This is a genomic window from Caballeronia sp. SBC1 (assembly GCF_011493005.1).
GTDB lineage: Bacteria > Pseudomonadota > Gammaproteobacteria > Burkholderiales > Burkholderiaceae > Caballeronia.
The window spans coordinates 348,891-371,348 of record NZ_CP049158.1; the positions used below are offsets into that span (position 1 = coordinate 348,891).

Consider the following 22,458-nt stretch of genomic DNA (forward strand, 5'->3'; position numbering starts at 1 on the left):
CGACATGACACGAGAACGAGTTTTGATTACCGGCGGTGCGGCCGGAATCGGTGCGGCCTGTGCCGAGCGTTGTGAAGCGGACGGCTTCGAAGCCGTGGTGATTGACCGGGTGGGTAGCGGTTTTATCGCCGATCTTTCGGATACCGAAGCAACGGCAAGAGCGCTCGAAAAAGCGCTCACAGGTGGCCCGATTACGCGGTTGATCAACAACGTCGGTGTGGTCGTGCCGGCCGGCGCAGGCGAGCAAAGTCTCGAAGAACTTGAGCTCGCATGGTCGCTGAACGTGCGTTGCGCGATGCAGTGCATGCAGGCGCTGTTGCCGGGCATGCAGGCCGCGGGCTTCGGCCGTATTGTGAACATGTCTTCGCGCGCGGCGCTGGGCAAGGAACTACGTACTGCGTACTCGGCGACCAAGGCCGCGTTGATCGGCATGACACGTGTATGGGCGCTTGAACTTGGCCGGCTTGGCATCACGGCGAACGCGATTGGCCCCGGCCCGATCCGCACTGAACTCTTCGATCGCGCGAACCCGCCGGACAGTCCGCGTACGCGCGCGATTGTGGAGAGTGTGCCAGTAAAACGCGTGGGCACGCCGGACGATATCGCACATGCAGTGTCCTATTTTCTCGATGCCCGCAGCGGTTTCGTCACCGGCCAGGTGCTCTATGTCTGTGGCGGGATGACAGTCGGCGTGGCGGGAGTCTGACATGAGTACGGCCGAAATCCAGCGTGTGGCTATCGTGGGGGCGGGGAGTATTGGCGTCGCGTTCGCCGTGGTGTTCGCACGCGCGGGATGGCCCGTGCGCCTGTTTGATCCCGATATGTCGCGCCGTGACGCTGCACCGGGAGAGATCAGGCAGCGCTTGCATGAACTGGCGCGCTTCGGCTTGCTCGACGAAGCCCCTGACACCGTGGCGGCGCGGGTCCAGATGGCGGCGTCCATAGAAGCAGCGGTTGCCGACGCGGATCTCGTACAGGAGTGCGCACCCGAGCGGGTGGACGTCAAGCGTGCGCTGTTCGCGCAACTTGATGCCGCCGCGCCTGCAAAGGCGATTTTCACCAGCGCTTCATCGGCTTTGACGGCATCAAGCTTTGCTGGCGACTTGGCTGGAAGGCATCGTTGCCTGATTGCGCATCCGGGCAATCCACCGTACTTGATTCCCGTGATCGAGATTGTGCCCGCGCCTTTTACCGCGCCTGACGTCACGAAACGCACGCTGCAGCTTTTCCGCGATGCTGGCCTGCAACCCGTACTGGTATCGAAAGAAGTGGAGGGGTTCGTCTTCAACCGATTGCAGGGCGCGGTGCTGCGCGAAGCGTATTGCCTGGTGCGCGACGGCGTTGCGACCGTCGAGGACATAGACACAGTCATGCGTGACGGCCTCGGTTTGCGGTGGTCCGTGATCGGGCCGTTCGAAACGGTGGATCTGAATACGCGCGGTGGCATCAGCTCGCACGCGCAGAAGATGGGCCCTGCATACGAACGGATGGGTGCGCAACGCGGCCAGCACGATCCCTGGACACCGGAGCTGGTCGAGAGGGTGGCCGCGGCAAGGCGCGCGGCGGTGCCGCTTGAACAATGGGACGAACGTGTGGCATGGCGCGACCGCGCATTGATGGCGCTGGCACGCCACCGGCGGTTGGCGGCTTCAGGAACAGATTCCTGAGGGAAGACCGGTCGATCGGTTTCCGCAGCATAAATGATAAAACATTTCGCTTAACTAAATAATACTCAAGAGACATTGCAATGCAGAAAATAACAGGATTCTTCACCGAACTGATGCGCAAGTATTTGCCCGATCCGTTCGTATTTGCCATTGGGCTGACCCTTCTCACCATGATCCTTGCCGTATTGGTGCAGGGCCAGGGCATAGTGGCGCTGACAACAAGCTGGGGAAAGGGCTTCTGGACGCTGCTCGCATTCACCACGCAAATGGCCGTGATCCTCGCGATGGGTTACGTGCTTGCGACCGCGCCGCTGACCGAGCGATTCCTCGATCGCATTGTCATGCGAGTGCACGATCCGCGCATGGCGATCATTGTTGCAACGCTGGTGGGCGGCATCGGCAGTTATCTCAACTGGGGCTTCGGGCTCGTGATCGGCGGCATTGTCGCGCGCAAGCTGGCGCTCAGTGTGAAGGGTGTGCATTACCCGTTGATCATTGCGTCGGCCTATAGCGGTTTCACGCTTTACGGTCTCGGTTTGTCGGCGAGCATTCCTGTGCTTATCTCAACCAAGGGCCATCCCATGGAAGCGCAGATGGGCGTGATTCCGCTCTCGGAAACCATCTTCTCGCCGACCATGCTCGTGACCAGCCTGGTCGTACTGATCACGTTGCCCTTGCTCAACGCGTGGCTGCATCCGAAGCCGGGCCAGCCGGTGACCGAGATCGACCGTACGCTTGAGGAGCGCACGCGAGCAGCTCAAGCGGCTGTTCCCGCCGACGTCGGCGACGAACACACGTTCGCCAGCCGCCTGAACAACAGCCGGCTGTTGAGCGGCTTGATTGGATTGACCGGCGTGGTCTACGTGGTGCTGTATTTCCACGGCGGCGGCACGATGGACCTGAATCTGATCAACTTCATCATCCTGTTTCTTGGGATTATCTTGCTGGGTACGCCGATCCGTTACGTGGAGAAACTCAACGAAGGCATTCGTACAATCAGCGGCATCATCCTGCAATATCCGTTTTACGCCGGCATTATGGCAATCATGGCGTCGTCGGGACTGGTCAATACGTTTTCCGAGTTCTTCGTCAAGATCGCGACGCCGCATACGTTGCCGTTCTGGGGTCTCATCAGTTCGTTCTTCATCAATTTCTTCGCGCCCTCAGGCGGCGGTCACTGGGTCATCCAAGGACCGTTCATGATCGAGGCGGCGAAGGCGATTGGTGCGTCCGTCGGTCATACAGCCACCGCCGTGATGCTCGGAAACGCCTGGAACGACTTGATCCAGCCGTTCTGGATCTTGCCGGCGCTCGCGTTGTCGAAGCTCAAGCTGAAGGACATTATGGGCTATACCGTCATCATGATGTTCTGGATCGGAATTGTTTATACCGTCGCAATTCTTGCATGGGGCTAGGCGGTTCAATTATCTTCCGGAGGTTCGATCATGTTGTTCCTGGTTCATATGGTGGTGCAGATTCCTTTCGACGCCGACAGCGAGCTCATCAATAGCCTGAAGGCTGACGAGAAAGCGCTCTCGCAAAAACTGCAGCAGGAAGGGAAGTGGCGTCACTTGTGGCGCGTGGCGGGGCAGTACGCGAACTACAGCGTCCTCGATGTCGAGTCCAACGACGAGCTGCATACGTTGCTCAGCTCGCTGCCGCTCTTTCCTTACATGGCGATTCAGGTCACGCCGCTTGCGCAGCATCCGTCTGCTATCGCGCAGAACTGAGTTCTGGTTATAGGAGTGTCATGGCGTTCATTATCGAAACGTGGGACAAGCCAGGTTACGCCCCACTGCGTATTCAGGAGCGCGACGTTCATTTGGCTTATCTCGAAGCAAACAAGGCACTGTTGCTTGCGTGCGGCGCGAAACTCCAGGACGACGGCAGCAACGCGGGTGGCGGCTTGTATGTGGTCGACCTCGACACGCGCGAGGAAGCCGAACGTTTCATTGCGGAGGACCCGTTCGCGCTTGCCGGTTTATTCGAGCGCGTGACGATTACACGCTGGCGTAAGGCATATGTAGACGGCAACGGTTATCTGTAGACCGTGCCGCATTGCTTTCATGTGGCGCGTCATTGTTCGACCCAGTAAGCGACGTGACGCTCGGCAAGCAACGCAGTTCTTTCGATATCGCTTTTATGAGCCGGCTTTCTGCGCGTGTTCCCTGCGCCGAAGCTCATCTCTCCTCGCTTAGCAACCATTACGCCCCGGCGACCGATCTTCCGAGGGGGCGCTACGCGCGCGCAAACCGGTGGCGTACACGGCAAGAAAACGCACTTTCCGATACCCTGCAGTATTCGTAGGTAACGACTATCTCACTACGCTGAGTCCGTTCACCCTTGCTTCAAGGAGCACGAAGCCATGCAGACCAAAACAGCCAGGATTCCCGGGCCTGATCATCCCATCACGATCGAGCCCAACCCCGCGCGCATCACTATCTCCATGGGCGGCCAGGTCATTGCAGACACGCGCGAGGCGCTGACCTTGCGTGAAGCGTCGTACCCGGCGGTTCAGTACATTCCGCGCAAGGACGTCGACATGTCGCTGTTGCAGCGCACCGACCACGCGACCTATTGCCCGTACAAAGGGGACTGCTCGTACTACAGCATCCCGCTGGGCGGTGAACGTTCCGTGAATGCGGTATGGACCTATGAAGACACCTATCCGGCGGTCGCACAGATCAAGGATCATCTGGCTTTCTATACGGATCGCGTAGACAAGTTCGACGTGAAGCCGGCAGGCTGACAGCGGTATGTGGCGTCGCCAGCAAAGTCGTATACATCGGCGACGCCACGCGTTTCCCAAAGACGAACGACTCACCAAGCCGTTCTTGCATCGATAGCCGTTTGTGCACGCTTTCGTCATTCGACGTATTTTATCGATGACGCTGCGAGCGCAGCGGTTGCCTTGTCGTTAAGGCATTCCTATCAACGCTGGAACGGAAATCCCATGACCACGCAACGTCGCTTGCGGCTCGGCGCTTTCATGCGCCCGGCCACCATTCATACCGGAGCCTGGCGTTACCCCGGTGCATTCCCGGACGCCAACTTTAATTTCGCGCATCTGAAGCGCTTTGCGCAGACGCTGGAGCGCGGCCGGTTCGACGCATTCTTCATGGCCGACCATCTTGCCGTACTCAACATGTCTACCCAGGCGTTGAAGCGAAGCCACACGGCTACGTCGTTCGAACCGCTGACGTTATTGTCGGCACTCGCGGCAGTGACCGAGCGGATCGGTCTGATCGCGACCGCGTCCACCACGTTCGATGAGCCTTATCACGTCGCGCGCCGCTTTGCCTCGCTCGACCACCTGAGCGGCGGGCGCGCTGGCTGGAATCTGGTCACCACGGCCAACCCGGACGCGGCGCTCAACTTCGGTCTGGAAGAACATGTGGAGCACGGCGAGCGCTACCGGCGGGGCCGGGAGTTCTTCGATGTCGTGACCGGCCTCTGGGATAGCTGGGCTGACGACGCCTTCGTTCGCGATGTTGAAAGCGGCACGTTCTTCGAACCAGAGAAGATGCATGTGCTGAACCACAAGGGCGAGAGCCTGTCGGTGCGTGGGCCGCTCAATATTGCGCGACCCGTGCAGGGTTGGCCGGTCATCGTGCAGGCGGGGTCGTCGGAAGCGGGCCGGCAGATCGCAGCCGAGACGGCGGAAGCCGTGTTCACCGCGCAGACCACGCTAGCGGATGGTCAGCGGTTTTACGCCGATATTAAAGGTCGCATGGCGAAACTCGGACGAAATCCCGAGCATCTCAAGATTCTGCCGGCGGTGTTCGTCGTGGTCGGTGACTCGTTGGACGATGCACGGGAAAAGCGAGCGCGTCTCGATAGCCTTGTTCATTACGACAGCGGCATTGCCTCGCTCTCGATCATGCTTGGTCACGATGTCTCGGGCTTTGATCCCGACGGGCCATTGCCCGAGATACCTGAAACCAACGCAAGCAAAAGCAGTCGCGAGCGTGTGATCGAATGGGCGAGCCGCGACAATCTCACGATCCGCCAGCTTGCGCAGCGGGTCGGCGGTTATTCGGGGCTTGAAATGATCGGCACGCCCACGATGATTGCAGACCAGATGGAGCAATGGCTCGTGGAGAACGGATCTGATGGCTTCAACGTGATGTTCCCGTATTTGCCGGGCGGCCTCGACGATTTCGTCGACAAGGTCGTGCCCGAACTGCAGGCAAGAGATATCTTTCGACGTGAATACGAAGGCGTCACCCTGCGAGAGAACCTTGGATTGCCGAGACCCGGAAACCGTTTTTTCAAGGCATGAAGAGCGGATGACGCTGTCTGACTGAGGCGTTATCGGGAAACAAAGGTTTCCTTCCATTAATTGTTTCGCATATCTGAATAATATTTCACTGTGTTGCGGAATATGGCGAGAACAGGCAAGCGGCGATCAATACTGCATCGAGCCAGCCCGCGCCGGCGTCAATGCTGTTCTGCATTAAGATTGACGTCCCCGGGGTGCCTATAGTTACTCCAGTCGTCACCCCATCACAGGACAAGCGAAGGTCATGGGACATTCACAGGCAGAGAAGGCGGCAACGCATCAGCGGATCGTCGATGTGGCGGCGCGACGCTTTCGGGAACTTGGACTGGACGGCATTGGCGTTGCCGATGTCATGAAGGAAGCCGGTATGACGGTCGGCGGTTTCTACAAGCATTTTGAATCGCGTGACGAACTCGTGACTGAGGCGCTCGAGGTTGCATTCAAGAGTCTCGACGTATGGGAAGCACGTGCAGAAAATCTCGCACAGGCGGTGCGCGATTACCTGAGTGAAGCGCATCGCGATGCACCCGGGCAAGGCTGCGCGCTGGGCGCGTTGCTGGGTGATGTTGGGCGCAGCAACGACGCCACACGCGAAGTATTCACTGAACGGGTCAAGCACAACCTCGCGTTCTCCGAAGGTTTGCTCGATATCGCCGACCCGGCTGAGCGCCGTGCCCGCGCCATGCTGCAACTGAGCGCCTGTCTCGGCGCGATCGGTTTGGCGAGAGCGGTCTCGGACCCGGCTTTGTCGAAGGAAATTCTGGACGGCGTCGCTGGGCAACTGATGCCCTTGTTGCCAGGGCCGCCCGTTTGAGAACTCGCACCGACACGAGAAGCAACGCGGGCGAGCGCGTACCGGCTTAATGAAAACAATTCTTGAAGCGTTGCGTGCAATACATTACATTCGATTCGTTGTCTACCGGCCGGTGACCCGGCATGAGTCCAGGTGGTCGGCAACCGGATGCTGAATTCGTGCTCATTGGAGATTGACGATGAAAGTGCTTAATCTGATTTGCGTATCCGCCATCCTCCTTGGTGCGTCCGGCTTGGCCGCGGCCCAAGGCAATGGCAACGGTGGTTCGGGCGGCGGCAACGCACATGGTGCAGCAACGGCCGGTCCGACCATGGGCGGCGACAATAGCTCCACACCGGGAAGTTCGAGAGGCAAGCCCCATCTCTTCAAGCACAAGCACAAGAAGGCGGTAACCCCCGCTCAATAACGCTGGACGATGAAAGCCAGGCGCCACGCGGGTAAGCCGGTGGCGAATGTGAAAGGCTGTCGCGATTCGGGAAGCCGGGCGTGACGGCCTTTTTTGACGTTTTCAGCCGTTTGAATGACGGATCGCCCGGGAATTTGGGCCTTCCAGTCGACCACACGCCCGATGGCGCTGCAGCCTGCAAGACTTTTCAGCAACCGCGTGGAAGTAATGTGTTGTTGTCCGCTCTTGACCGACTCACTGCGCGGCGCTGGCCGGCGAGCGGTTGTCCGGTTTTGATCTTGTTCGTATTCAACAGTCACGCCCACGCGATATTCCAGCGAGTTAGTATTGGACACGCAGGTGCGCGTTTTTATCGGGCTTGCGAATATTCGGAAACTGATTTTTCGTGCGAAATTTGAACTCCCGGGAGCGGCGTTGCTCGAAATGGGGCAAGCGGTGGGCGGCGCCACCATCTGGCATCATAGTGTTACCGAGCGGCAAGACACGGTAGCATTCGGTCAGCGTAAGCTGTTTAAGCGGGATTCGAGAGCGAGTCCACCGGCCGCGCACTGTGTAATGCCTCAAGATTCCGGTGGATGTCTGCCGGAACAGTCTGAAATACTAACGTCAGGTCGAATGAGAATGGCTACAGAACCCCAGCAGCAAAGTCAGAGCGACGTGCTTAACGCCGCCCGCAAAGAGCGTAAGCGTGTCGCAATTTTCCTCGTCAACGGGGTACGGTTGGTTGGCCACATCGAATCGTTCGACCAGTATCTGGTCATGCTGAGTTCCGCCGCCGGCATTCAGGCGGTTTACAAGCACTCGATTTCGACCATCCAGGAAGACACGGGCAAACCATTCACCGCCGGGGCGGCACGCACCGGCACGGGCGCACCGCGGGACGCGGACTCAAAGCGTCCCGTTGCAATTTCCCATAAGCGGCGTTTGCCGATGAATATGGGCGGCGAATGAAGTGCCCGGTTCATGCGCCAGGGCGGTACCGGCGTGTGAACCACGGTTGTTCTGCGAAAAGCCAGTTCGGGTTTGCTGGACCGACGAATTGGTGAAGCTTTGGGAATTTGGGTCGGAAGCACCGGAGCATAGCGAGTGCTGCTGCTCCCGGCAGAATTCCCGGCAGAACACGAAAAAAAGGCGAAGTCCAATTGGGCTTCGCCTTTTTCGGTTGATTGTCACTGTTTCGTCACAATTGGGCGCACCGCCCGACTGCGTTTATCTTGGCCGCTCGCACGTTTTCATCGTCCTGAGGACGTTTTCTTGCGCATCACCAGTACCGCACGCCGTCCGCCATGGACGATGTCTTCACGGTGCATCTCTTCCGGAGGCGGCCGCGTTGCAAGATCGAGCGCGTTGACAACCGATTCCAGCCGCGTGTCAGCGGCAACTTCAGCGTCGTCCACTTTTGTCTCGGCATCCGCGGCCACCGCATGGCGCACGTCAACGGTACGGCACCGGACGTCAAAGCCACTCGCGCGGATAAGCGCCTCGCGCGTCTTCCAGAACGCCTCGGCCGAGCGGGTCATGGGTCGCATTGCAACGTATTCAATAATCACCGGATAGCCGCGCACCCGCGGGTAAGCCGCCAGTAATTGACCCGAACGGATGTACTGCGTGTAACGATCGATTTTTTTGGTCAGCAGCGCAAAATGCGTTGCTTCGTTGTCCCAGTCGAGGTCGTCGAAAATGCCGACGTACACGCGCTTGAACAAAATGTTCACGCCGACGTAATCGATAGTGTCCACGTCGAGAAGAGACATGGTATTTCCCCAGCGCCCGATGCCGGGCAAAAGATTGCAGATGCCTATTGTAATGGACTGCGTCATCCTAAATAAGTACGCGGAGCACGATTGCAACAGTGTACGACCTTTAAGCTTTACGACTTCTAACAAGCTGCGAAATTGACTGTTTTGATGCACATCGTAAACCGACGTCTTGAAATAGGAGGATGCCTAAAAATATGCCGGGTCGATTGACAGGTCTCATCTCGAAAAACAAACTGGGTTCACGTTATTTGAACAGTTTGTGCGATTAGATCGGACAGCGCACGAGCGGAACCTTATTTGTCCGGCAGGAGCAATAGCATGAAATCGAAATCAAAGAAGGCCCTTTGGTCATTCAAGTCCGCACTCATCGCGGCCGCATCGTCCATGGTCATGACCGGCACGTTTGCCGCGACTATCGACGGTACCACGGCGGTGCGTATTGGTGGCCGGGTGCAGTCAGTGGACGTGAGTACGCACCAGGTGACGGTCATTAACGCACAGGGCGGCACGGAAGCGTTTCAGGTCGGCAATGACGTGCCGAACCTCGATAAACTGAAAGCTGGCACGAATGTGGTCGGCACGGCCCAGCGCGCGGTCAGGTTGACGGTACTTGAGGCATCGTCGCTGGCGGCCGTGCCTTCGCCGGACGGCAATCAGGTCGTGGCCAGCGTGGCACGCGTTGATGGTGGCGTGATGACGCTCAAGGACACGCAAGGCGCCGTACTGACGGTGCAGGCAAATTCGCCGAAGGCCGCGGCCACGGTTATGCCGGGTACGCGTGTACTGGTCGATCTCGTGGAACCGGCTCCGCTGGGTTCAGGAAAAGTGCTCAAGTAAACCAGTCGGATTCCTCCGATAGCCGGCGATTCGCCGAAACTTCATCATGTGTACATCGTTGGTGATCCAGATCCCCGCTGGATGACCAACGGCGAATCGCCCGGGTAAAGCCGGTTGGTTTTGAGCTTCTACGGAAGCGCGGCAACGCGGCAATCAAGGTACCTCCGCGACTACGCGTTATCGCTAAAAAAATCCATTCGGCGCAAGCCGGATGGTTTTTTTTTAAGCATTGCGCGTAGCCCGTCCCTCGTTTAAAACGGGTTGCCCCAATTTTCCGGCTGGTGAAAAACGGCATGGGCGTATCGATGGTGCCTGAGTCGGCAGCGCGGCGATGCAAGCGGACCATAAGCATCCGCGTGCTGCGCCTGAGCGATAGCTGGGCGTCGCGTGAGATGCGCATGTGCGTGAACGAACGCGAAGCATTGCCTAGCTATGCGGCAGTTGCTGGATCACCTGATTGCAAGCGGTGTGAAACCATCGCGCGGAAAGACGTGATGGCCTGGCCTGAGCCTCTTAAGCTTCTATTTTTCCGAACGCTGGCACCGGTAAAGCCGCATTGTCTGCAACTGGTATGGCCACGAGAATGAAGGCGTCGAGTAACATTTAAAGGTGGTCAGCGCGTCATGCTCAATCGTTCTATTGGGTCAATCCGTTGTTGATTGTTCACCCCGCACTCCGTCCCGACCGGCTTCGCAGCGTGGCGGCCAAGGGTGTGCATTTATCGATTCCAGATATTTAGGAATCGATATTTATAGCCGAAAAATCCGAGGCGTTCAGCAAAGTTCGTGGACTGCTGGATGATGCCGCTAACGGGTGGTTACCGCGGCTCGGGCGCGCAAGGGACTCGACACCGGCACGGACCTGAGCGCGACGAACTTCGCGGAGATTGCGGCAGCAGCCAGCATCTTCAGCATTCGAGTGGAACAGTCAGAGGATTTGCCCAATGCAAAGGGGCGCGCATTCGCGCGGCCGCGGCCAGCGTTGATCGACGTGGTGACTGCGAAGCATGAGACCGCGTTGCCGCCGAAGATCCAGTGGGCGCTGGCGAAGGGTTTCAGTCGCTACATGCTGCGGGCGGTGTTCAACGGTCGCGCTGATGAAGTCTTCGATCTGGCGAATACGCCGAACACGCACTTCAGATGAGCGCGCCGGGCGCGGTCGGCAGGTACGCGATAAAGTATCCGGCGAACGCCCGGGCGCCAACACAGTGCGCTCAACGCATGTAACTCGAGACGAGAATCGGCAATGACCAACGATGCAACCGTGACCGTGATGCAGGCGCTGATGTCGCGCCGTTCCATTCGCGCGTTCCTGCCCGACGCGGTCGACGAAACCACCCTGCACCAGATCTTCGATCACGCCCGGCGCGCGCCATCGGGCAGCAACACGCAGCCGTGGAAGGCTTACGTGCTGACTGGCGAAGCGCGCGATGCGCTCTCACGGAAAATCCTTGCCGTGTACAACGATCCCGAGGCGGACAAGCTGCACGAGGAAGAATTCGCTTACTACCCGCGTAAGTGGACCTCACCGTTTATCGACAGAAGGCGTGAACTCGGCTGGTCCTTGTACTCGCTGCTCGGCATAACACGCGAGGATAAAACTCGCATGAAGGCCCAGCTCGGCCGCAATTTCGAATTCTTCGGCGCACCGGTCGGCGTGATTTTCGTCACGGATCGCAGCATGGAGCAGGGTTCCTGGCTCGACTACGGCATGTTCCTGCAGAGCGTCATGCTGATGGCGCGCGCGTTCGGGCTGGATACCTGTGCGCAGGCCGCGTTCAATCGCTATCACCGGATCATCGCGGAACATCTGGCGCTGCCTGAAAATGAGATCGTGATGTGTGGCATGAGCTTGGGTTACGCGGATCCGTCGCAACCTGAGAATACGCTCGTCAGCAGACGTGAAGAGGTCGACGACTTCGTGCGCTGGTTGAGGTGACTAAGGTGACGAAGGTGACTGAGATGACGGCAGGGCCAGCATCGAAAAACGTTGTTTTGTGATTTAGTTCTTACGGATGTGCTACACGTTTTTACAAAGAGTTGGTTAAGATATCCACGCGTGTCTGATGGCTCGCGAACCAGGTCGCAAGCGCGGGATTGTCTGGCACGTAGCGAAGCATGCAGGTCCAGCAAGACAAACGCGGTGGACGCTAATGGCGCTACCGCACCAAAAAATATCGCTTTTTGTGGAGAATCTCGTTATGTACCGAATCCGCATGGCTGCAATGGCTCTTGTTGTATCAGTATCGATTGCCGGGCTGACTGCCCCGGTCGCGATGGCGCAAACCGCCAGCTCCGACATGGGTGCTTCCACACCGAAGCAGGCGCAGAAGGCGCAACGCAAGGCCGCCCGCAAGGCTGCCCGCGCCAAGAAAAACGCCGAACTGAAGGATCTGGAAAAGAACGGCTACCAGCCAGGCGGTGACCAGACCAACTACCCGCAAAATATTCAAAATGCGGAGAAGAAGTCGGCGGCTGAGAAAGCCAAGGCAGCTTCCGCGCCCTGAACGCCGATGTTGGACGCAGTGTGATCGCACGAAAATAACCCGCGCCAAGCGGGTTATTTTTTCGCCGCGTCAATTTGCGTCGATTTACGTCTACCGGCGGCGATTCGCTTCGTCCGCGCAGAATTCTTGGGCAAATACAGATTTTTTTGCGGTTCCACGCAGTGGCTTTGTCACGCTTGCCGCTGTTGTCACGAAGTGCGAGGCTTGACGAATCGTTTATGGCATGCGGGTTGCGAGCCCGTTATGAACCTTTTGGGGCAAGGGCCGTGCACCGGCAGATTTTTTGTTGAACCGGTAGAATCGGATGCCGTTTCAGGCCGGGCTTACAAGCAGCCAGACGGTCAGACGTATCGACGCAGGAGCTCGCCAGTCTCTATTCCGGTTCAACCTACCGGCTTTATCTTCTACCAGGCGGTCTATGCGACGTTCCGCGTTTTTCATCCGCGTCATCGGTATCGGGATTCTGTTTCACGTATATATTGGCGTGCGCCTGATTCCGGCTGCACCCGTTGGCGTGCCGCTGCGATGGCTCGCAGTCCTCGCACTTGTGGCTTCTTGCTTGCTGATTCCGCTCGGCATGGCCGCGCGCAATATCAGTCAGCAACCGCTGTCCGATCGCCTGGCGTGGATCGGTCTGCTCACCATGGGGTTCTTCTCCTCGCTGCTGGCGCTGACTTTTCTCCGCGATATCGTGCTGCTTGTGCTGCACCTGATCAGCAGCGTGCAAAAGGATACCGGCGGCTGGCCTGGTTTCATCGCGTGGAGTGCGCTTGGCGTGCCGCTGCTCGCCGTGTTGGTTACGCTGCTCGGCATCTACAGCGCGCGGCGGCGTGCCGGCGTGAAGAACGTCGACGTGCCTATCGAAAACCTGGCTCCCGCGTTGAATGGTTTCACCATCGTGCAGATTAGCGATATCCACGTAGGCCCGACCATCAAACGTCATTACGTTGAAAAAATCGTGGCTGCGGTCAATGCGCTGTCGCCAGATCTGATCGCGGTGACAGGCGACGTGGTTGATGGTTCGGTGCCGCATCTCGCCGCCCATACGCGGCCGCTTTCCGACCTGAAGGCGCGGCATGGCGCATTCCTGGTCACCGGCAATCACGAGTATTACGCCGGCGTGGACAAGTGGATTGCTGAATTCCGCCGGCTTGGACTGAAGGTGCTGCTTAACGAACACGTGATTGTTGATCACGACGGCGCGCTTGCAGTCGTGGCCGGCGTGACCGACTACGGCGCGGGCAGTTTCGACCCTGCCCACAGGAGCGATCCGGCCAAAGCCATGCTCGGCGCACCAACCGATATTGCGTTTCGTCTGCTGCTCGCCCATCAGCCTCGCAGCGCACCGGCGGCATCGAAAGCGGGCTTTACGTTGCAATTGTCCGGCCACACGCATGGCGGGCAGTTTCTGCCGTGGAATTTCTTCGTCCGGTTACAGCAGCCTTTTGTTGCCGGACTCGAAAAGCTCAACGATTTGTGGGTGTATACCAGCCGCGGCACGGGCTACTGGGGACCGCCGATACGGATCGGCGCCCCGTCCGAAATTACGCGTTTGCGTCTGGTGAACGTGAGTGGCGCGCGTCCCGCCTAAGTCCTGATTATCTGCCAGATTCAAAGATTTGCCCTTTGGCCGGTGTCCTGAAAAGGATACCGGTTTTCGCATCGAATTCCTGTTGAATCGAATCGAATATTATAAAAACAGAACAAATCCGATTTATTGAATACTTTACTCGATTGCTTGGTAATCGGTAATTAACGCGATTTCGTGGACAAAACTCAGGGATGCACTGTATAAATGGCGTTCGCAAATTAATGCGCTGGCGCGGCGAATAGAATTAATTATTCTATTCGCCGCGCGATTTAATTTCACTTCGCCCGGAGAAACGGCATGAACGCAAAATGGACTGTGGCTTTATCGCTTGCCTTATTAACAGTGACAGCGCAGGTTCGCGCGCAAACCGATCAGCAACTTTCCAGTGACGCTATTCAATCCGCGCTGAACGCACCGCCGAAGCAGCTTCATGCGCAGATTGTCGGTATCGACACGGGCGCCAGGACCCTGACGCTAAAAGGCGCGAAGGGCCGGGTGATACCGGTGGCGGTCGGCAAGGAGGTCACGAACTTCGATGCCTTGAAGATCGGCGATCGTGTAGATGTGCAGGTCAGGGACGCGATGCTGGTCAGGGCAACGAGAGCGTCGGCGAAGGGCGATGAATTGCGAAAACGCGTTGATACCGAGGTTTATGCGCCCGCGTCCGGTTCTCAGGGTTTCGGCGCAGTCCACGAGACAGAGATTGTCGCAACGGTGCAGAGTATCAATAGCAAGAATAAAACAATCACCCTGCGTGGTCCATGGCGTACGGAGACGTTCGATTTAAGCTCTGAAATAGCCGCCTATAAATTGAAGCCCGGCGACACCGTTCACGCGGTATTGATTTCAGCCACGGCAGTGCAAGTGTCGCCCACGGCGAAATAATGCGCGGACTTGATTAAGAATCAGCAAACGGACGCTTAAATGCGGATCAAAACCGCGCCGGCCGTGACGAGAGCACACGCCAGCACGCGCCGCGCGGTCAGCTTTTCGCGCATGAACAGCCAGCCGATCACAATGGCGAAGATCGAACTAAGCTCGCGCAACGCGGAGACCATCGCAATGGGCAGATAACGAAACGCAATGATCACAATGGTGTACGCGATCATCGCGATCGCTCCGCCGCCCAAGCCTTGCAGCGAGCGTCGCGGGTCGTCAAGGAACAGGCGGCGCGGGCCGCCGTATCGATAAAAAGCCATCGCGGCGAGGGGCACGTTGAAGAGGAGGTACGCCCATGCGATATAGCCGAAGCCGCTGCCGGCTACGCGCACGCCAATGCCGTCCACGATTGTGTAAGCAGAGATAAACGCGCCCGTCACGAGCGCGGCCGGTACGCTTGCGGTGGCGAAACGGCGCTTACGGAATGCCAGGGAAATGATGCCGGCCGACACCAGCGTGACGCCCGCCAGCGCGAGCGGCCGAAGGTGTTCGCCCGCGAACACGAATGCGCCGGCGAATACGAGCAGCGGCGAGAGGCCGCGCGCAATCGGATAAATCTGCCCGAAATCACCAGCCTTGTAGGCCTTCGCCAAGGCCACGCAATAACCGAGCTGCAAAGCCGCCGATGCCGCAATGTACGGCCAGCTTTCGCGCGCCGGCGCGGGCACGAACAGCAACACGATTGCCGAACACACAAGGTAGGGGAAAGACATCATGCCGAACTGCCAGACACGGTCGCCGCTGGTGTGCAGGAAGGCGTTCCAGGTGGCGTGCAGCAACGCCGAGAACAGGACGAGCAAGACGATGAAAGGCTGCATCAGGACCGCGGGAAGGGGGCTGCATACATGGCAAAGTAGGGCATTTGATGGCAAAAAGTGGCAAACGGTAAGGCGCCATTATGGCAGAGAACGGGGGGCACGCTGATCGGGTACGCTGCCTGTCATGACAGTACCGCTTGAACAAGTGCTCGCGCGCGTTGCCTTCGACCGCATGACGCCTTTCTCAACTACTCTCACCGAAGCGAAACCCATGCGCATAGGTCTTGCAGCAAGCCGACTACATCACAGCAGCCGCCTGGGCGCGCCATACCAAAGCAGGAATTCGGGAGTTGGACCTTGATCTTTGTGCAGTTGGGGGTACTTGCGATGTGATAGTCCGTCACGACCACGACCACAGCGTTACCCTCGTGGTCGCGATCGAAGATCGGTCAAGCTTGTGGCGCTCGATGGAGCCGATAGCGTCCTGGACAGGATGATCCAGCACGAAGCAGAGATTCAGTTGCTTGAACACGCCGTTACCGCGGTGTCCAACGATGTCATATGCATAGCGTCTCCCCGTGTGGCCACGCACGGGGCGGAAATGACAGAACAGCGCGCGAAACTCCGTCCGTGCTGATGCATGAAGGTAGGCGACTTGACGCTGAACTTGAAAAATTCAGGCGAGGGTCGTTGGGGGCGTGTGCGCGCTTTATGCGACGTGACCTCGCCGCGAGATTCATTCGATTCGGCTTCAGTCCGACAGGGTTTCCCTACTAAGAGCCGCAGCCCACGCCTAGCGCGTTTCCGCTTCCAACTCTGCTGCATGGCTACTGCCGCGAATGTAGTGTTCCAACTGGTGGATCGTGAACTGTTGCTCGACGATCAGGTTCCTGACGAGATCGCCGATTGATACCATGCCGATCAGCAGACCAGCGTCGATCACCGGAAGATGACGTACGCGGTTTTCGGTCATGATCGTCATGCATTCGTCTGTCGTTTGATTAAGGCGAACGTACCGGATGGTTTTCGACATGACATCGCCCACTGGTGTCTCTTTTGACAACCGGTCGTGCAGCACGATTTTCCGGGCATAGTCGCGCTCGGTCACAATGCCGGTGATGTGCTCTCCGGATGTGACCACGAGCGCGCCGATTTGTTTATGCGCCATCACCTTGATAGCGTCGAAGACACTCGCCGACGCCTCGATCGTATGAAATGACTGATCTGTTTTCGAGCTCAGCAATTGTGCGACTGTTGCCATCAAGTGCCTCAATTAAGAAATAGGGTTGAGCTGCGGCTCGTGTTACGAGGGTATCCGCGCTCTTGAGCAGACATCATCAACCGAAGTCGAACAGATCGCCGAGAAGAGACTTCTTCTTTTTGTACGGATAACGCCGGTCGCGATATTCGTCATCGCCGTAACCGTGGCGTCGATCGTGATCGTTGTAATGACGGCCTTCGTCATGCCGGCGCGCGACCGGGGTGCTTACCGCTGGCGCCTGCGCTTGGCTGACAGATTCGTCAGCGGCGCGCTCGATCAGTTTGTCGAGCTCACCGCGATCCAGCCACACGCCACGACATGTCGGGCAATAGTCGACCTCGATTCCCTGGCGGTCCGCCATCAGCAGATCCGGTGTCTTGCACACTGGACATTTCATTACCTTGCCTCCGTCGTCAAACACCTTAGCGAAGCCTCAATGTAGCGGATGTAGGCGTAATATAAAATTCGTATTTTTGGCGTCGATACTTCGAGAAAATCGATGTATTCGGATCTATCCAGGTATCGCCATGGAGGCATGTATGAACTTCAAGCATTTGTATTATTTCTGGGCCGCGGCGCATGCGGGCGGCATTGCGCGTGCGGGCACGCAGTTGCACATCACGCCTCAAACGCTGAGTGGTCAGATCAAGCTGCTTGAGGACTCGCTCAATAAAAAGCTCTTCAAAAAGAGCGGCCGCAACCTTGAACTGACGGATGCGGGCCGCCTTGCACTTGATTACGCCGATGAAATCTTCTCGCTCGGGGCTGAGCTGGAAAGCGCGGTCAGACAGGAGAAGGAAGCCGCGCGGGCGCAACTGCGTGTGGGCGTGGCGGATTCGGTTCCGAAGACGGTGGCCTATCGATTGCTCGAGCCGGCATTGAATCTGTCGGACTCGCTGCGGCTGATCTGCCATGAAGGCAAGCTGCATGCGCTCCTTTCGCAATTGGCCGTCCATAGGCTAGACCTGATCATTGCCGACGCCCCCATCCCGCCCGATGTGAACGTCAAGGCGTTCAACCATTCGCTTGGCCGCTCGACGCTCAGTTGCTTCGCATCCAAAGCCTTGGCGGCACGCGCCGCAAAAGCTTTCCCCGTATCGCTGAGCGACATGCCGGTACTGTTGCCCGGCATTGAGTCAGCAGTCCGAAGGAAACTCGATCACTGGCTGAAGTCGCGCATGATCTCGCCGCGCATTGTAGGAGAGTTCGACGACAGCGCGCTGACTCTCGCGTTCGGCCGCGAAGGCAGGGGTGTGCTGTTTGCTCCGACGGTCCTGGCGGCACAACTCAAACGAGAGCACGGTTTGATTGCGGTCGGACACATCGAGACAATTGTTGAGGAGTTCTTCGCGATCTCCATTGAACGCCGGATCAGCCATCCCGCCATATCGTCGATCATGAGCACGGCGCGTAGCGAGTTGTTCAATGCGTAGGTAACACCCAAGCCGTGTGACTTCATCCTCCGCCGACAGACATTTTCAATCCGCGACAAAATGGGTTTACATGACGTTTAACTTTCCACTGTAACTATCACACGTGTTGCGCACTGTCATGTCACGCACCTCGTCTCGGCCCGCCAGCTTGTCTGCGGGCCTTTTTTATCACGCGAAACAATCGGGAAATTGCTTTCATATTTCTTTCGGTATTAACCCGATCTGGTAAAAACCCTGTCAATTCTTTCATTGTACTTACTTGATATATTACATATTGTGTATTCCATCGCCATCAAAATTGACAGCGGGCGATGACGGAGACGTCCATTCGGCGTCCCGAATACAAGGCAGAAAATGCCAAGGAGACAGTGATGGAAAGGAACCGCCAGGAAGGTGCGTCGCGGCTAGCGTCGCCCTGGATGCAGCTCGTGTTTGGCGTGATCTGCATGGCCATGATCGCGAATATGCAGTACGGCTGGACCTTGTTTGTGAATCCAATCGATGAGAAACATCACTGGGGTCGAGCGGCGATTCAAGTAGCGTTCACGATCTTCGTGGTGACGGAAACCTGGCTGGTTCCTATCGAAGGTTATCTCGTCGACAAGTACGGCCCGCGCCCGGTTGTCGTCGCCGGTGGGCTGCTCTGTGCGATTGCCTGGGCGCTCAACTCGGTGGCTTCGTCGTTGCCGCTGCTGTATTTCGCGGCGGCTGTGGGCGGCGTGGGCGCGGGAGCCGTGTATGGCACGTGCGTGGGCAATGCGCTGAAGTGGTTCCCCACTCGCCGCGGTCTGGCAGCCGGAATCACCGCCGCCGGCTTCGGCGCGGGATCGGCCGCAACCGTCGTGCCGATCGCGTACATGATCAAGAGCAGCGGGTACGAAGCCACCTTCCTGTGGTTCGGCCTCGGCCAGGGGCTGGTGGTGTTCCTGCTCGGGATGGTGCTGTATGCGCCGCCTGCAAGCCTGCTTGCGTCGGTCAAGAGCGCGTTGAAGAGTGCTGTTTATAACGCGACGCCAAGGCAGGTCGTAAGCTCACCGATCTTTTGGGTGATGTACCTGATGTTCGTGATGATGGCCGCCGGCGGCTTGATGGCGACCGCGCAGCTGGGGCCTATCGCGAAGGACTTCGGGCTGCATGACTCGCCCGTCTCGTTGCTTGGCCTGACGTTGCCCGCGCTGACATTCGCATTGACGATTGACCGGGTTCTCAACGGCTTGACGCGGCCTTTCTTCGGCTGGATCTCGGATCGAATTGGCCGCGAGAACACCATGTTCATGGCGTTTGCGATTGAAGCAGTCGGCATCTTGTTGCTGTCCAGATATGGACAGAGTCCGGTGGCTTTTGTCGTGCTGACGGGTATTGTTTTCTTCGCGTGGGGCGAGATCTACAGCCTCTTTCCCGCGACTTGCGGCGATACATTCGGCCCGAAGTTCGCCGCCACCAACGCGGGCCTCCTCTACACGGCGAAGGGGACGGCTGCCTTGCTAGTGCCGTTCAGCAGCGTGATTACCGCTGCGACCGGCAGTTGGCACGCGGTGTTCATGCTGGCTTCGGGAATGGCCGCGGCTTCGGCGCTGCTGGCGCTCTTTGTGCTCAAACCGATGCGCCAGGCGCACAAGCAGAAGCATGCATCAGCGGTCGCCGACATGCCGTTTGGTTCGATCTTGAAGGAGTGACCATGCTCTGCGGCGGAGCTGATGTGTTCGTCGGCTTCGCTCGTTTCTAGTGAGGGAAAGGCCGGTGTTCATCTGGTCACTTTTTCTATTTCCTGCCCACCAGGTAGCAGACGCCTTCGGGACCGCAACGCTCGCTATGTGTTTCGTTTGCCCTCAAATGGAACACGTCGCCTGGCTGATAGCGCGTGTTTTTGTTGTCGACGCGCAGCGTCAGCTCACCTTCGAGAATCAGCGCCTTCGCTTCAAACGCATGCGCGTGGTCATCAAGAGACGCGCCGGCTTCTCGCTCCACGAGTACGGTGGTCTGAAAACCCTCGCGCGCGAGCATTTCGATGAAATCGTCGCGTTCCATGATCGTTCCCCTTCTAGCTGGTCTTTCGTCACCCACTTAATATAGGTTGAAATGACTGGACGCAGGGAGAGGATGCTTGGCATAGCGTTGTGCGGCGAACGTGGTGCTCCGAGCGCGTGCGGTCGACCGATGAGGTAGTGAAGGGGCTGCAGCAAGGGTAAAAGCGTTCAATTGTAGAGTTCTGTGTCCGGCGGCAATTATGACGATGGCGGTCGATATACTTTCCGTCCCATGTTGCCGGTGGAGCGCACTGGCAACAAGAAAAACAAGCGCCGAGACACGAGGAATTTCGATGAAAACGATCAGACGCTCACCCCTTGCCAGAATTCTGTCCGATGTCTGGTGTGACGTGGTTCGCGACAGTTACTGCCAAGGCCGGTTGAACTCGGAAGGCAGTCTTCAGGCCGCACTTGTTGCGCTGTTGGACGAACGCTTCCATGCCCCGGGTGAACCCGAGCGTCGCATCTTTATTGAACCCGCGGTGAAGCTGACAAGTGAGACGGCCGGCACATTGATTCGCCCGGATATCGTCATCTGCAACGCGCGTGAGGCGGTGTGTTTCATCGAGTTGAAATATACGCCGCGGACTTTGCCTGACACCGCTAAAGACATGAGTAGCCTGGCTGCCATAGCAGGCGATGGGACCGTCACGGTAACGAGCGATCGTTATCGCGGCCCGGAACTCAAGACAAAAGCGTTCGGCGTATCCACGAACGCGGTGTTTGTCTGGGCAGGGATTCACAAGGGGAGCGCGGTGCAGTTTGCGGAATGGGATGACCCTCGGTTCGAGCCGCACTACTTCCTGCAAATGCACGCGGTGACGCAAGCGGAGCAGGAGCCTGCTTGCGAGTTCTTCACCAACGCATACAAGCGTCAGCGCAACGTCGACCCGGTTGAATGATAGTTGGGGGCCATGCACTCGCATTGCCCCCAATCAAACTCAGCTCTCCAGCCGCGAACCTTCTGCCAGCTCCATCGCTTCAAGATCATGCGTCGAGCCCTTGGCGGGACGTCCAGCCCAGTACCCTGCCAGCAGCGATCCCGACAAGTTGTGCCACACCGAAAACAGCGCACCCGGGAGGGCCGCGATCGGCGTGAAATACAGTTTGCCCAGCGTGGCAGCGAGTCCTGAATTCTGCATGCCGACCTCGATCGCCAGCGTGCGGCACACGGCTTCATCGAAACCAAGCAGGCGGCCGCCCCAATATCCGCCAAGCAAGCCGATACCGTTGTGCAAGATCACACCCAGCATCACCAGCAAGCCGACCGACGCAATGCTTTTCTGCGTCCCCGCCACCACGGCCGAGATGATCAGCAGGATCGCGATCATGGAAATGATTGGCAACGCGGGCTCGATTGCGCGCACGGTCTTGTTGAACAACTGATTGATGATCAGCCCGGCGACAATAGGCAGTGCGACGATCTGGAGAATGCTCAGGAGCATGCCGTGGACATCGACGGCAATCGACGCATCCACGTAAAGGCGCGTCAGCAGCGGCGTAGCGAATACGCCGACCAGCGTGGACAGGGCACTGATGGTGACGGACAGCGCCACGTCGCCGCGCGCGAGATAGATCATCACGTTAGACGCCGTGCCGCTGGCAACGCTGCCGACCAGCACCATGCCCGCGGTCAGGTCGGGCGGCATGCGCAACAATTTGGCGATCACCCAGGCTGCGAGCGGCATCACCAGGTAATGCAAGCCGATACCCGCGATAACCGGTGCCGGCCGGGTGAAAACGCGCCGGAAGTCGCCGAACGAAAGCGTCACGCCCATCGCGAACATGATGATGGTGAGTAACAGGGTGACGTGCGGCGCAATGCCTGTAAACGAAGTCGGCGAGAAGTACGCGATGACCGAAATGAGAACGGCCCAAAGAGGGAACAAGCGGGTGACGCGCGAAAGCATGGGAAGACGGTCCTGGCTGATTTATAAGGGCGTTGCCCGGAGCGCCGGGATGCAGGGTGCACCGGGCGCGGGCAATCAGTAACGAAGCAACGAAGCAACGAAGCGACGACAAAGCGAAGCGAACAGAAGGGTGTTCCAGGTTTCGCTGACCGTGCCATCGATAAATGCGGCCAGTGACGCAACCCGTCGCGGGTCCTTGTGGGACCGGCAGGCGGCGAATATGCGTCGACGCGAATTGTAACGTTTCGTCGGACGAGACCGTCCGAG

24 protein-coding genes and 1 pseudogene are annotated in these 22,458 nt (G+C 58.2%); 19 read left to right on the plus strand and 6 right to left on the minus strand.

What is annotated here, in order from left to right:
* Nucleotides 1-4: 4 nt before the first annotated feature.
* The 10 genes from SBC1_RS28460 (at nt 5) to hfq (ending at nt 8,120) form a co-directional block, all read left to right on the plus strand.
* Entirely contained in the window at nt 5-706 is a 702-nt protein-coding gene (locus tag SBC1_RS28460) for an SDR family oxidoreductase (RefSeq protein ID WP_165102645.1), read from the plus strand.
* A 1-nt stretch (nt 707) separates the two neighbouring features.
* On the plus strand, nt 708-1,667 hold the full coding sequence (locus tag SBC1_RS28465) for a 3-hydroxyacyl-CoA dehydrogenase (RefSeq protein ID WP_165102648.1): 960 nt from the start codon (nt 708-710) through the stop codon (nt 1,665-1,667).
* Between the two features lie 80 nt (nt 1,668-1,747).
* On the plus strand, nt 1,748-3,082 hold the full coding sequence (locus tag SBC1_RS28470) for a short-chain fatty acid transporter (RefSeq protein WP_165102651.1): 1,335 nt from the start codon (nt 1,748-1,750) through the stop codon (nt 3,080-3,082).
* 30 nt (nt 3,083-3,112) lie between these two features.
* Entirely contained in the window at nt 3,113-3,397 is a 285-nt protein-coding gene (gene catC, locus SBC1_RS28475; protein WP_165102654.1) for a muconolactone Delta-isomerase, read from the plus strand.
* A 20-nt stretch (nt 3,398-3,417) separates the two neighbouring features.
* Nucleotides 3,418-3,714, plus strand: coding sequence for a YciI family protein (locus tag SBC1_RS28480; protein WP_165102657.1), 297 nt, complete (start codon nt 3,418-3,420; stop codon nt 3,712-3,714).
* 318 nt (nt 3,715-4,032) lie between these two features.
* Nucleotides 4,033-4,416, plus strand: coding sequence for a DUF427 domain-containing protein (locus SBC1_RS28485; protein ID WP_165102660.1), 384 nt, complete (start codon nt 4,033-4,035; stop codon nt 4,414-4,416).
* Nucleotides 4,417-4,620: 204 nt separating this feature from the next.
* Nucleotides 4,621-5,949 (plus strand): LLM class flavin-dependent oxidoreductase, encoded by a 1,329-nt coding sequence (locus SBC1_RS28490; protein WP_165989101.1) that lies wholly within the window; start codon nt 4,621-4,623, stop codon nt 5,947-5,949.
* A gap of 244 nt (nt 5,950-6,193) precedes the next feature.
* Entirely contained in the window at nt 6,194-6,763 is a 570-nt protein-coding gene (locus SBC1_RS28495; protein ID WP_165102664.1) for a TetR/AcrR family transcriptional regulator, read from the plus strand.
* A gap of 178 nt (nt 6,764-6,941) precedes the next feature.
* Nucleotides 6,942-7,169 (plus strand): hypothetical protein, encoded by a 228-nt coding sequence (locus tag SBC1_RS28500; protein ID WP_165102667.1) that lies wholly within the window; start codon nt 6,942-6,944, stop codon nt 7,167-7,169.
* Nucleotides 7,170-7,496: 327 nt separating this feature from the next.
* Complete coding sequence (gene hfq / locus SBC1_RS40695) at nt 7,497-8,120, plus strand: RNA chaperone Hfq (RefSeq protein ID WP_370469690.1); 624 nt, start codon at nt 7,497-7,499, stop codon at nt 8,118-8,120.
* Between the two features lie 281 nt (nt 8,121-8,401).
* Here hfq and SBC1_RS28510 read toward each other — a convergent pair whose 3' ends face one another.
* Complete coding sequence (locus tag SBC1_RS28510) at nt 8,402-8,923, minus strand: DUF6572 domain-containing protein (protein ID WP_165102677.1); 522 nt, start codon at nt 8,921-8,923, stop codon at nt 8,402-8,404.
* A gap of 324 nt (nt 8,924-9,247) precedes the next feature.
* Between SBC1_RS28510 and SBC1_RS28515 the strand changes: the two genes are divergently transcribed.
* The 6 genes and pseudogenes from SBC1_RS28515 to SBC1_RS28540 all read left to right on the plus strand — a co-directional run bounded on the left by SBC1_RS28515 (nt 9,248) and on the right by SBC1_RS28540 (nt 14,748).
* Entirely contained in the window at nt 9,248-9,766 is a 519-nt protein-coding gene (locus SBC1_RS28515; protein WP_165102680.1) for a hypothetical protein, read from the plus strand.
* Nucleotides 9,767-10,609: 843 nt separating this feature from the next.
* Nucleotides 10,610-10,909 (plus strand): annotated as a pseudogene (locus tag SBC1_RS28520) (ubiquinone-dependent pyruvate dehydrogenase); the annotation flags it as partial.
* Nucleotides 10,910-11,011: 102 nt separating this feature from the next.
* Nucleotides 11,012-11,704 (plus strand): nitroreductase, encoded by a 693-nt coding sequence (locus SBC1_RS28525; RefSeq protein WP_165102686.1) that lies wholly within the window; start codon nt 11,012-11,014, stop codon nt 11,702-11,704.
* 214 nt (nt 11,705-11,918) lie between these two features.
* On the plus strand, nt 11,919-12,272 hold the full coding sequence (locus SBC1_RS28530) for a DUF4148 domain-containing protein (protein ID WP_370469691.1): 354 nt from the start codon (nt 11,919-11,921) through the stop codon (nt 12,270-12,272).
* Between the two features lie 418 nt (nt 12,273-12,690).
* Complete coding sequence (locus tag SBC1_RS28535; protein WP_165102689.1) at nt 12,691-13,863, plus strand: metallophosphoesterase; 1,173 nt, start codon at nt 12,691-12,693, stop codon at nt 13,861-13,863.
* Nucleotides 13,864-14,160: 297 nt separating this feature from the next.
* Nucleotides 14,161-14,748 (plus strand): DMP family protein, encoded by a 588-nt coding sequence (locus tag SBC1_RS28540; RefSeq protein ID WP_165102692.1) that lies wholly within the window; start codon nt 14,161-14,163, stop codon nt 14,746-14,748.
* A gap of 35 nt (nt 14,749-14,783) precedes the next feature.
* Here SBC1_RS28540 and SBC1_RS28545 read toward each other — a convergent pair whose 3' ends face one another.
* The 3 genes from SBC1_RS28545 to SBC1_RS28555 all read right to left on the minus strand — a co-directional run bounded on the left by SBC1_RS28545 (nt 14,784) and on the right by SBC1_RS28555 (nt 17,218).
* Nucleotides 14,784-15,620 carry a DMT family transporter gene (locus tag SBC1_RS28545; protein ID WP_165102696.1) on the minus strand — a complete coding sequence of 279 codons (837 nt, stop codon included), beginning with the start codon at nt 15,618-15,620 and terminating at the stop codon, nt 14,784-14,786.
* 733 nt (nt 15,621-16,353) lie between these two features.
* Nucleotides 16,354-16,821, minus strand: a complete 468-nt coding sequence (locus tag SBC1_RS28550) for a CBS domain-containing protein (protein ID WP_165102699.1) — start codon at nt 16,819-16,821, stop codon at nt 16,354-16,356.
* Between the two features lie 76 nt (nt 16,822-16,897).
* Nucleotides 16,898-17,218 (minus strand): zf-TFIIB domain-containing protein, encoded by a 321-nt coding sequence (locus SBC1_RS28555; RefSeq protein ID WP_165102703.1) that lies wholly within the window; start codon nt 17,216-17,218, stop codon nt 16,898-16,900.
* Between the two features lie 142 nt (nt 17,219-17,360).
* On the opposite strand from SBC1_RS28555, the gene nhaR reads away from it, so the two are divergent.
* Nucleotides 17,361-18,254 (plus strand): transcriptional activator NhaR, encoded by an 894-nt coding sequence (gene nhaR, locus SBC1_RS28560; protein ID WP_165102707.1) that lies wholly within the window; start codon nt 17,361-17,363, stop codon nt 18,252-18,254.
* A gap of 371 nt (nt 18,255-18,625) precedes the next feature.
* Nucleotides 18,626-19,930: an oxalate/formate MFS antiporter gene (gene oxlT / locus SBC1_RS28565; RefSeq protein WP_165102710.1), complete on the plus strand. Its 1,305-nt coding sequence runs from the start codon at nt 18,626-18,628 to the stop codon at nt 19,928-19,930.
* An 85-nt stretch (nt 19,931-20,015) separates the two neighbouring features.
* Here oxlT and SBC1_RS28570 read toward each other — a convergent pair whose 3' ends face one another.
* Complete coding sequence (locus tag SBC1_RS28570; protein WP_165102714.1) at nt 20,016-20,282, minus strand: cupin domain-containing protein; 267 nt, start codon at nt 20,280-20,282, stop codon at nt 20,016-20,018.
* 292 nt (nt 20,283-20,574) lie between these two features.
* Between SBC1_RS28570 and SBC1_RS28575 the strand changes: the two genes are divergently transcribed.
* A complete protein-coding gene (locus SBC1_RS28575; RefSeq protein WP_165102717.1) occupies nt 20,575-21,183 on the plus strand; it encodes a hypothetical protein in 609 nt (202 codons plus the stop codon).
* 39 nt (nt 21,184-21,222) lie between these two features.
* On the opposite strand, the gene SBC1_RS28580 is transcribed toward SBC1_RS28575, so the two are convergent.
* Nucleotides 21,223-22,191 (minus strand): bile acid:sodium symporter family protein, encoded by a 969-nt coding sequence (locus SBC1_RS28580; protein WP_165102720.1) that lies wholly within the window; start codon nt 22,189-22,191, stop codon nt 21,223-21,225.
* Between the last annotated feature and the right edge of the window lie 267 nt (nt 22,192-22,458).

Excerpts from the sequence above, each read along its gene's own strand:
- nhaR (WP_165102707.1), top strand. The coding sequence starts at position 17,361 with ATGAACTTCAAGCATTTGTATTATTTCTGGGCCGCGGCGCATGCGGGC.
- SBC1_RS28550 (WP_165102699.1), bottom strand. The coding sequence starts at position 16,821 with ATGGCAACAGTCGCACAATTGCTGAGCTCGAAAACAGATCAGTCATTT.
- SBC1_RS28460 (WP_165102645.1), top strand. The coding sequence starts at position 5 with ATGACACGAGAACGAGTTTTGATTACCGGCGGTGCGGCCGGAATCGGT.
- SBC1_RS28500 (WP_165102667.1), top strand. The coding sequence starts at position 6,942 with ATGAAAGTGCTTAATCTGATTTGCGTATCCGCCATCCTCCTTGGTGCG.
- SBC1_RS28530 (WP_370469691.1), top strand. The coding sequence starts at position 11,919 with ATGGCGCTACCGCACCAAAAAATATCGCTTTTTGTGGAGAATCTCGTT.
- SBC1_RS28540 (WP_165102692.1), top strand. The coding sequence starts at position 14,161 with ATGAACGCAAAATGGACTGTGGCTTTATCGCTTGCCTTATTAACAGTG.
- catC (WP_165102654.1), top strand. The coding sequence starts at position 3,113 with ATGTTGTTCCTGGTTCATATGGTGGTGCAGATTCCTTTCGACGCCGAC.
- SBC1_RS28480 (WP_165102657.1), top strand. The coding sequence starts at position 3,418 with ATGGCGTTCATTATCGAAACGTGGGACAAGCCAGGTTACGCCCCACTG.
- SBC1_RS28510 (WP_165102677.1), bottom strand. The coding sequence starts at position 8,923 with ATGTCTCTTCTCGACGTGGACACTATCGATTACGTCGGCGTGAACATT.
- SBC1_RS28535 (WP_165102689.1), top strand. The coding sequence starts at position 12,691 with ATGCGACGTTCCGCGTTTTTCATCCGCGTCATCGGTATCGGGATTCTG.
- SBC1_RS28580 (WP_165102720.1), bottom strand. The coding sequence starts at position 22,191 with ATGCTTTCGCGCGTCACCCGCTTGTTCCCTCTTTGGGCCGTTCTCATT.
- SBC1_RS28515 (WP_165102680.1), top strand. The coding sequence starts at position 9,248 with ATGAAATCGAAATCAAAGAAGGCCCTTTGGTCATTCAAGTCCGCACTC.
- SBC1_RS28525 (WP_165102686.1), top strand. The coding sequence starts at position 11,012 with ATGACCAACGATGCAACCGTGACCGTGATGCAGGCGCTGATGTCGCGC.
- oxlT (WP_165102710.1), top strand. The coding sequence starts at position 18,626 with ATGGAAAGGAACCGCCAGGAAGGTGCGTCGCGGCTAGCGTCGCCCTGG.
- SBC1_RS28485 (WP_165102660.1), top strand. The coding sequence starts at position 4,033 with ATGCAGACCAAAACAGCCAGGATTCCCGGGCCTGATCATCCCATCACG.
- SBC1_RS28470 (WP_165102651.1), top strand. The coding sequence starts at position 1,748 with ATGCAGAAAATAACAGGATTCTTCACCGAACTGATGCGCAAGTATTTG.
- SBC1_RS28490 (WP_165989101.1), top strand. The coding sequence starts at position 4,621 with ATGACCACGCAACGTCGCTTGCGGCTCGGCGCTTTCATGCGCCCGGCC.
- SBC1_RS28555 (WP_165102703.1), bottom strand. The coding sequence starts at position 17,218 with ATGAAATGTCCAGTGTGCAAGACACCGGATCTGCTGATGGCGGACCGC.
- SBC1_RS28575 (WP_165102717.1), top strand. The coding sequence starts at position 20,575 with ATGAAAACGATCAGACGCTCACCCCTTGCCAGAATTCTGTCCGATGTC.
- SBC1_RS28545 (WP_165102696.1), bottom strand. The coding sequence starts at position 15,620 with ATGCAGCCTTTCATCGTCTTGCTCGTCCTGTTCTCGGCGTTGCTGCAC.
- SBC1_RS28495 (WP_165102664.1), top strand. The coding sequence starts at position 6,194 with ATGGGACATTCACAGGCAGAGAAGGCGGCAACGCATCAGCGGATCGTC.
- SBC1_RS28570 (WP_165102714.1), bottom strand. The coding sequence starts at position 20,282 with ATGGAACGCGACGATTTCATCGAAATGCTCGCGCGCGAGGGTTTTCAG.
- SBC1_RS28465 (WP_165102648.1), top strand. The coding sequence starts at position 708 with ATGAGTACGGCCGAAATCCAGCGTGTGGCTATCGTGGGGGCGGGGAGT.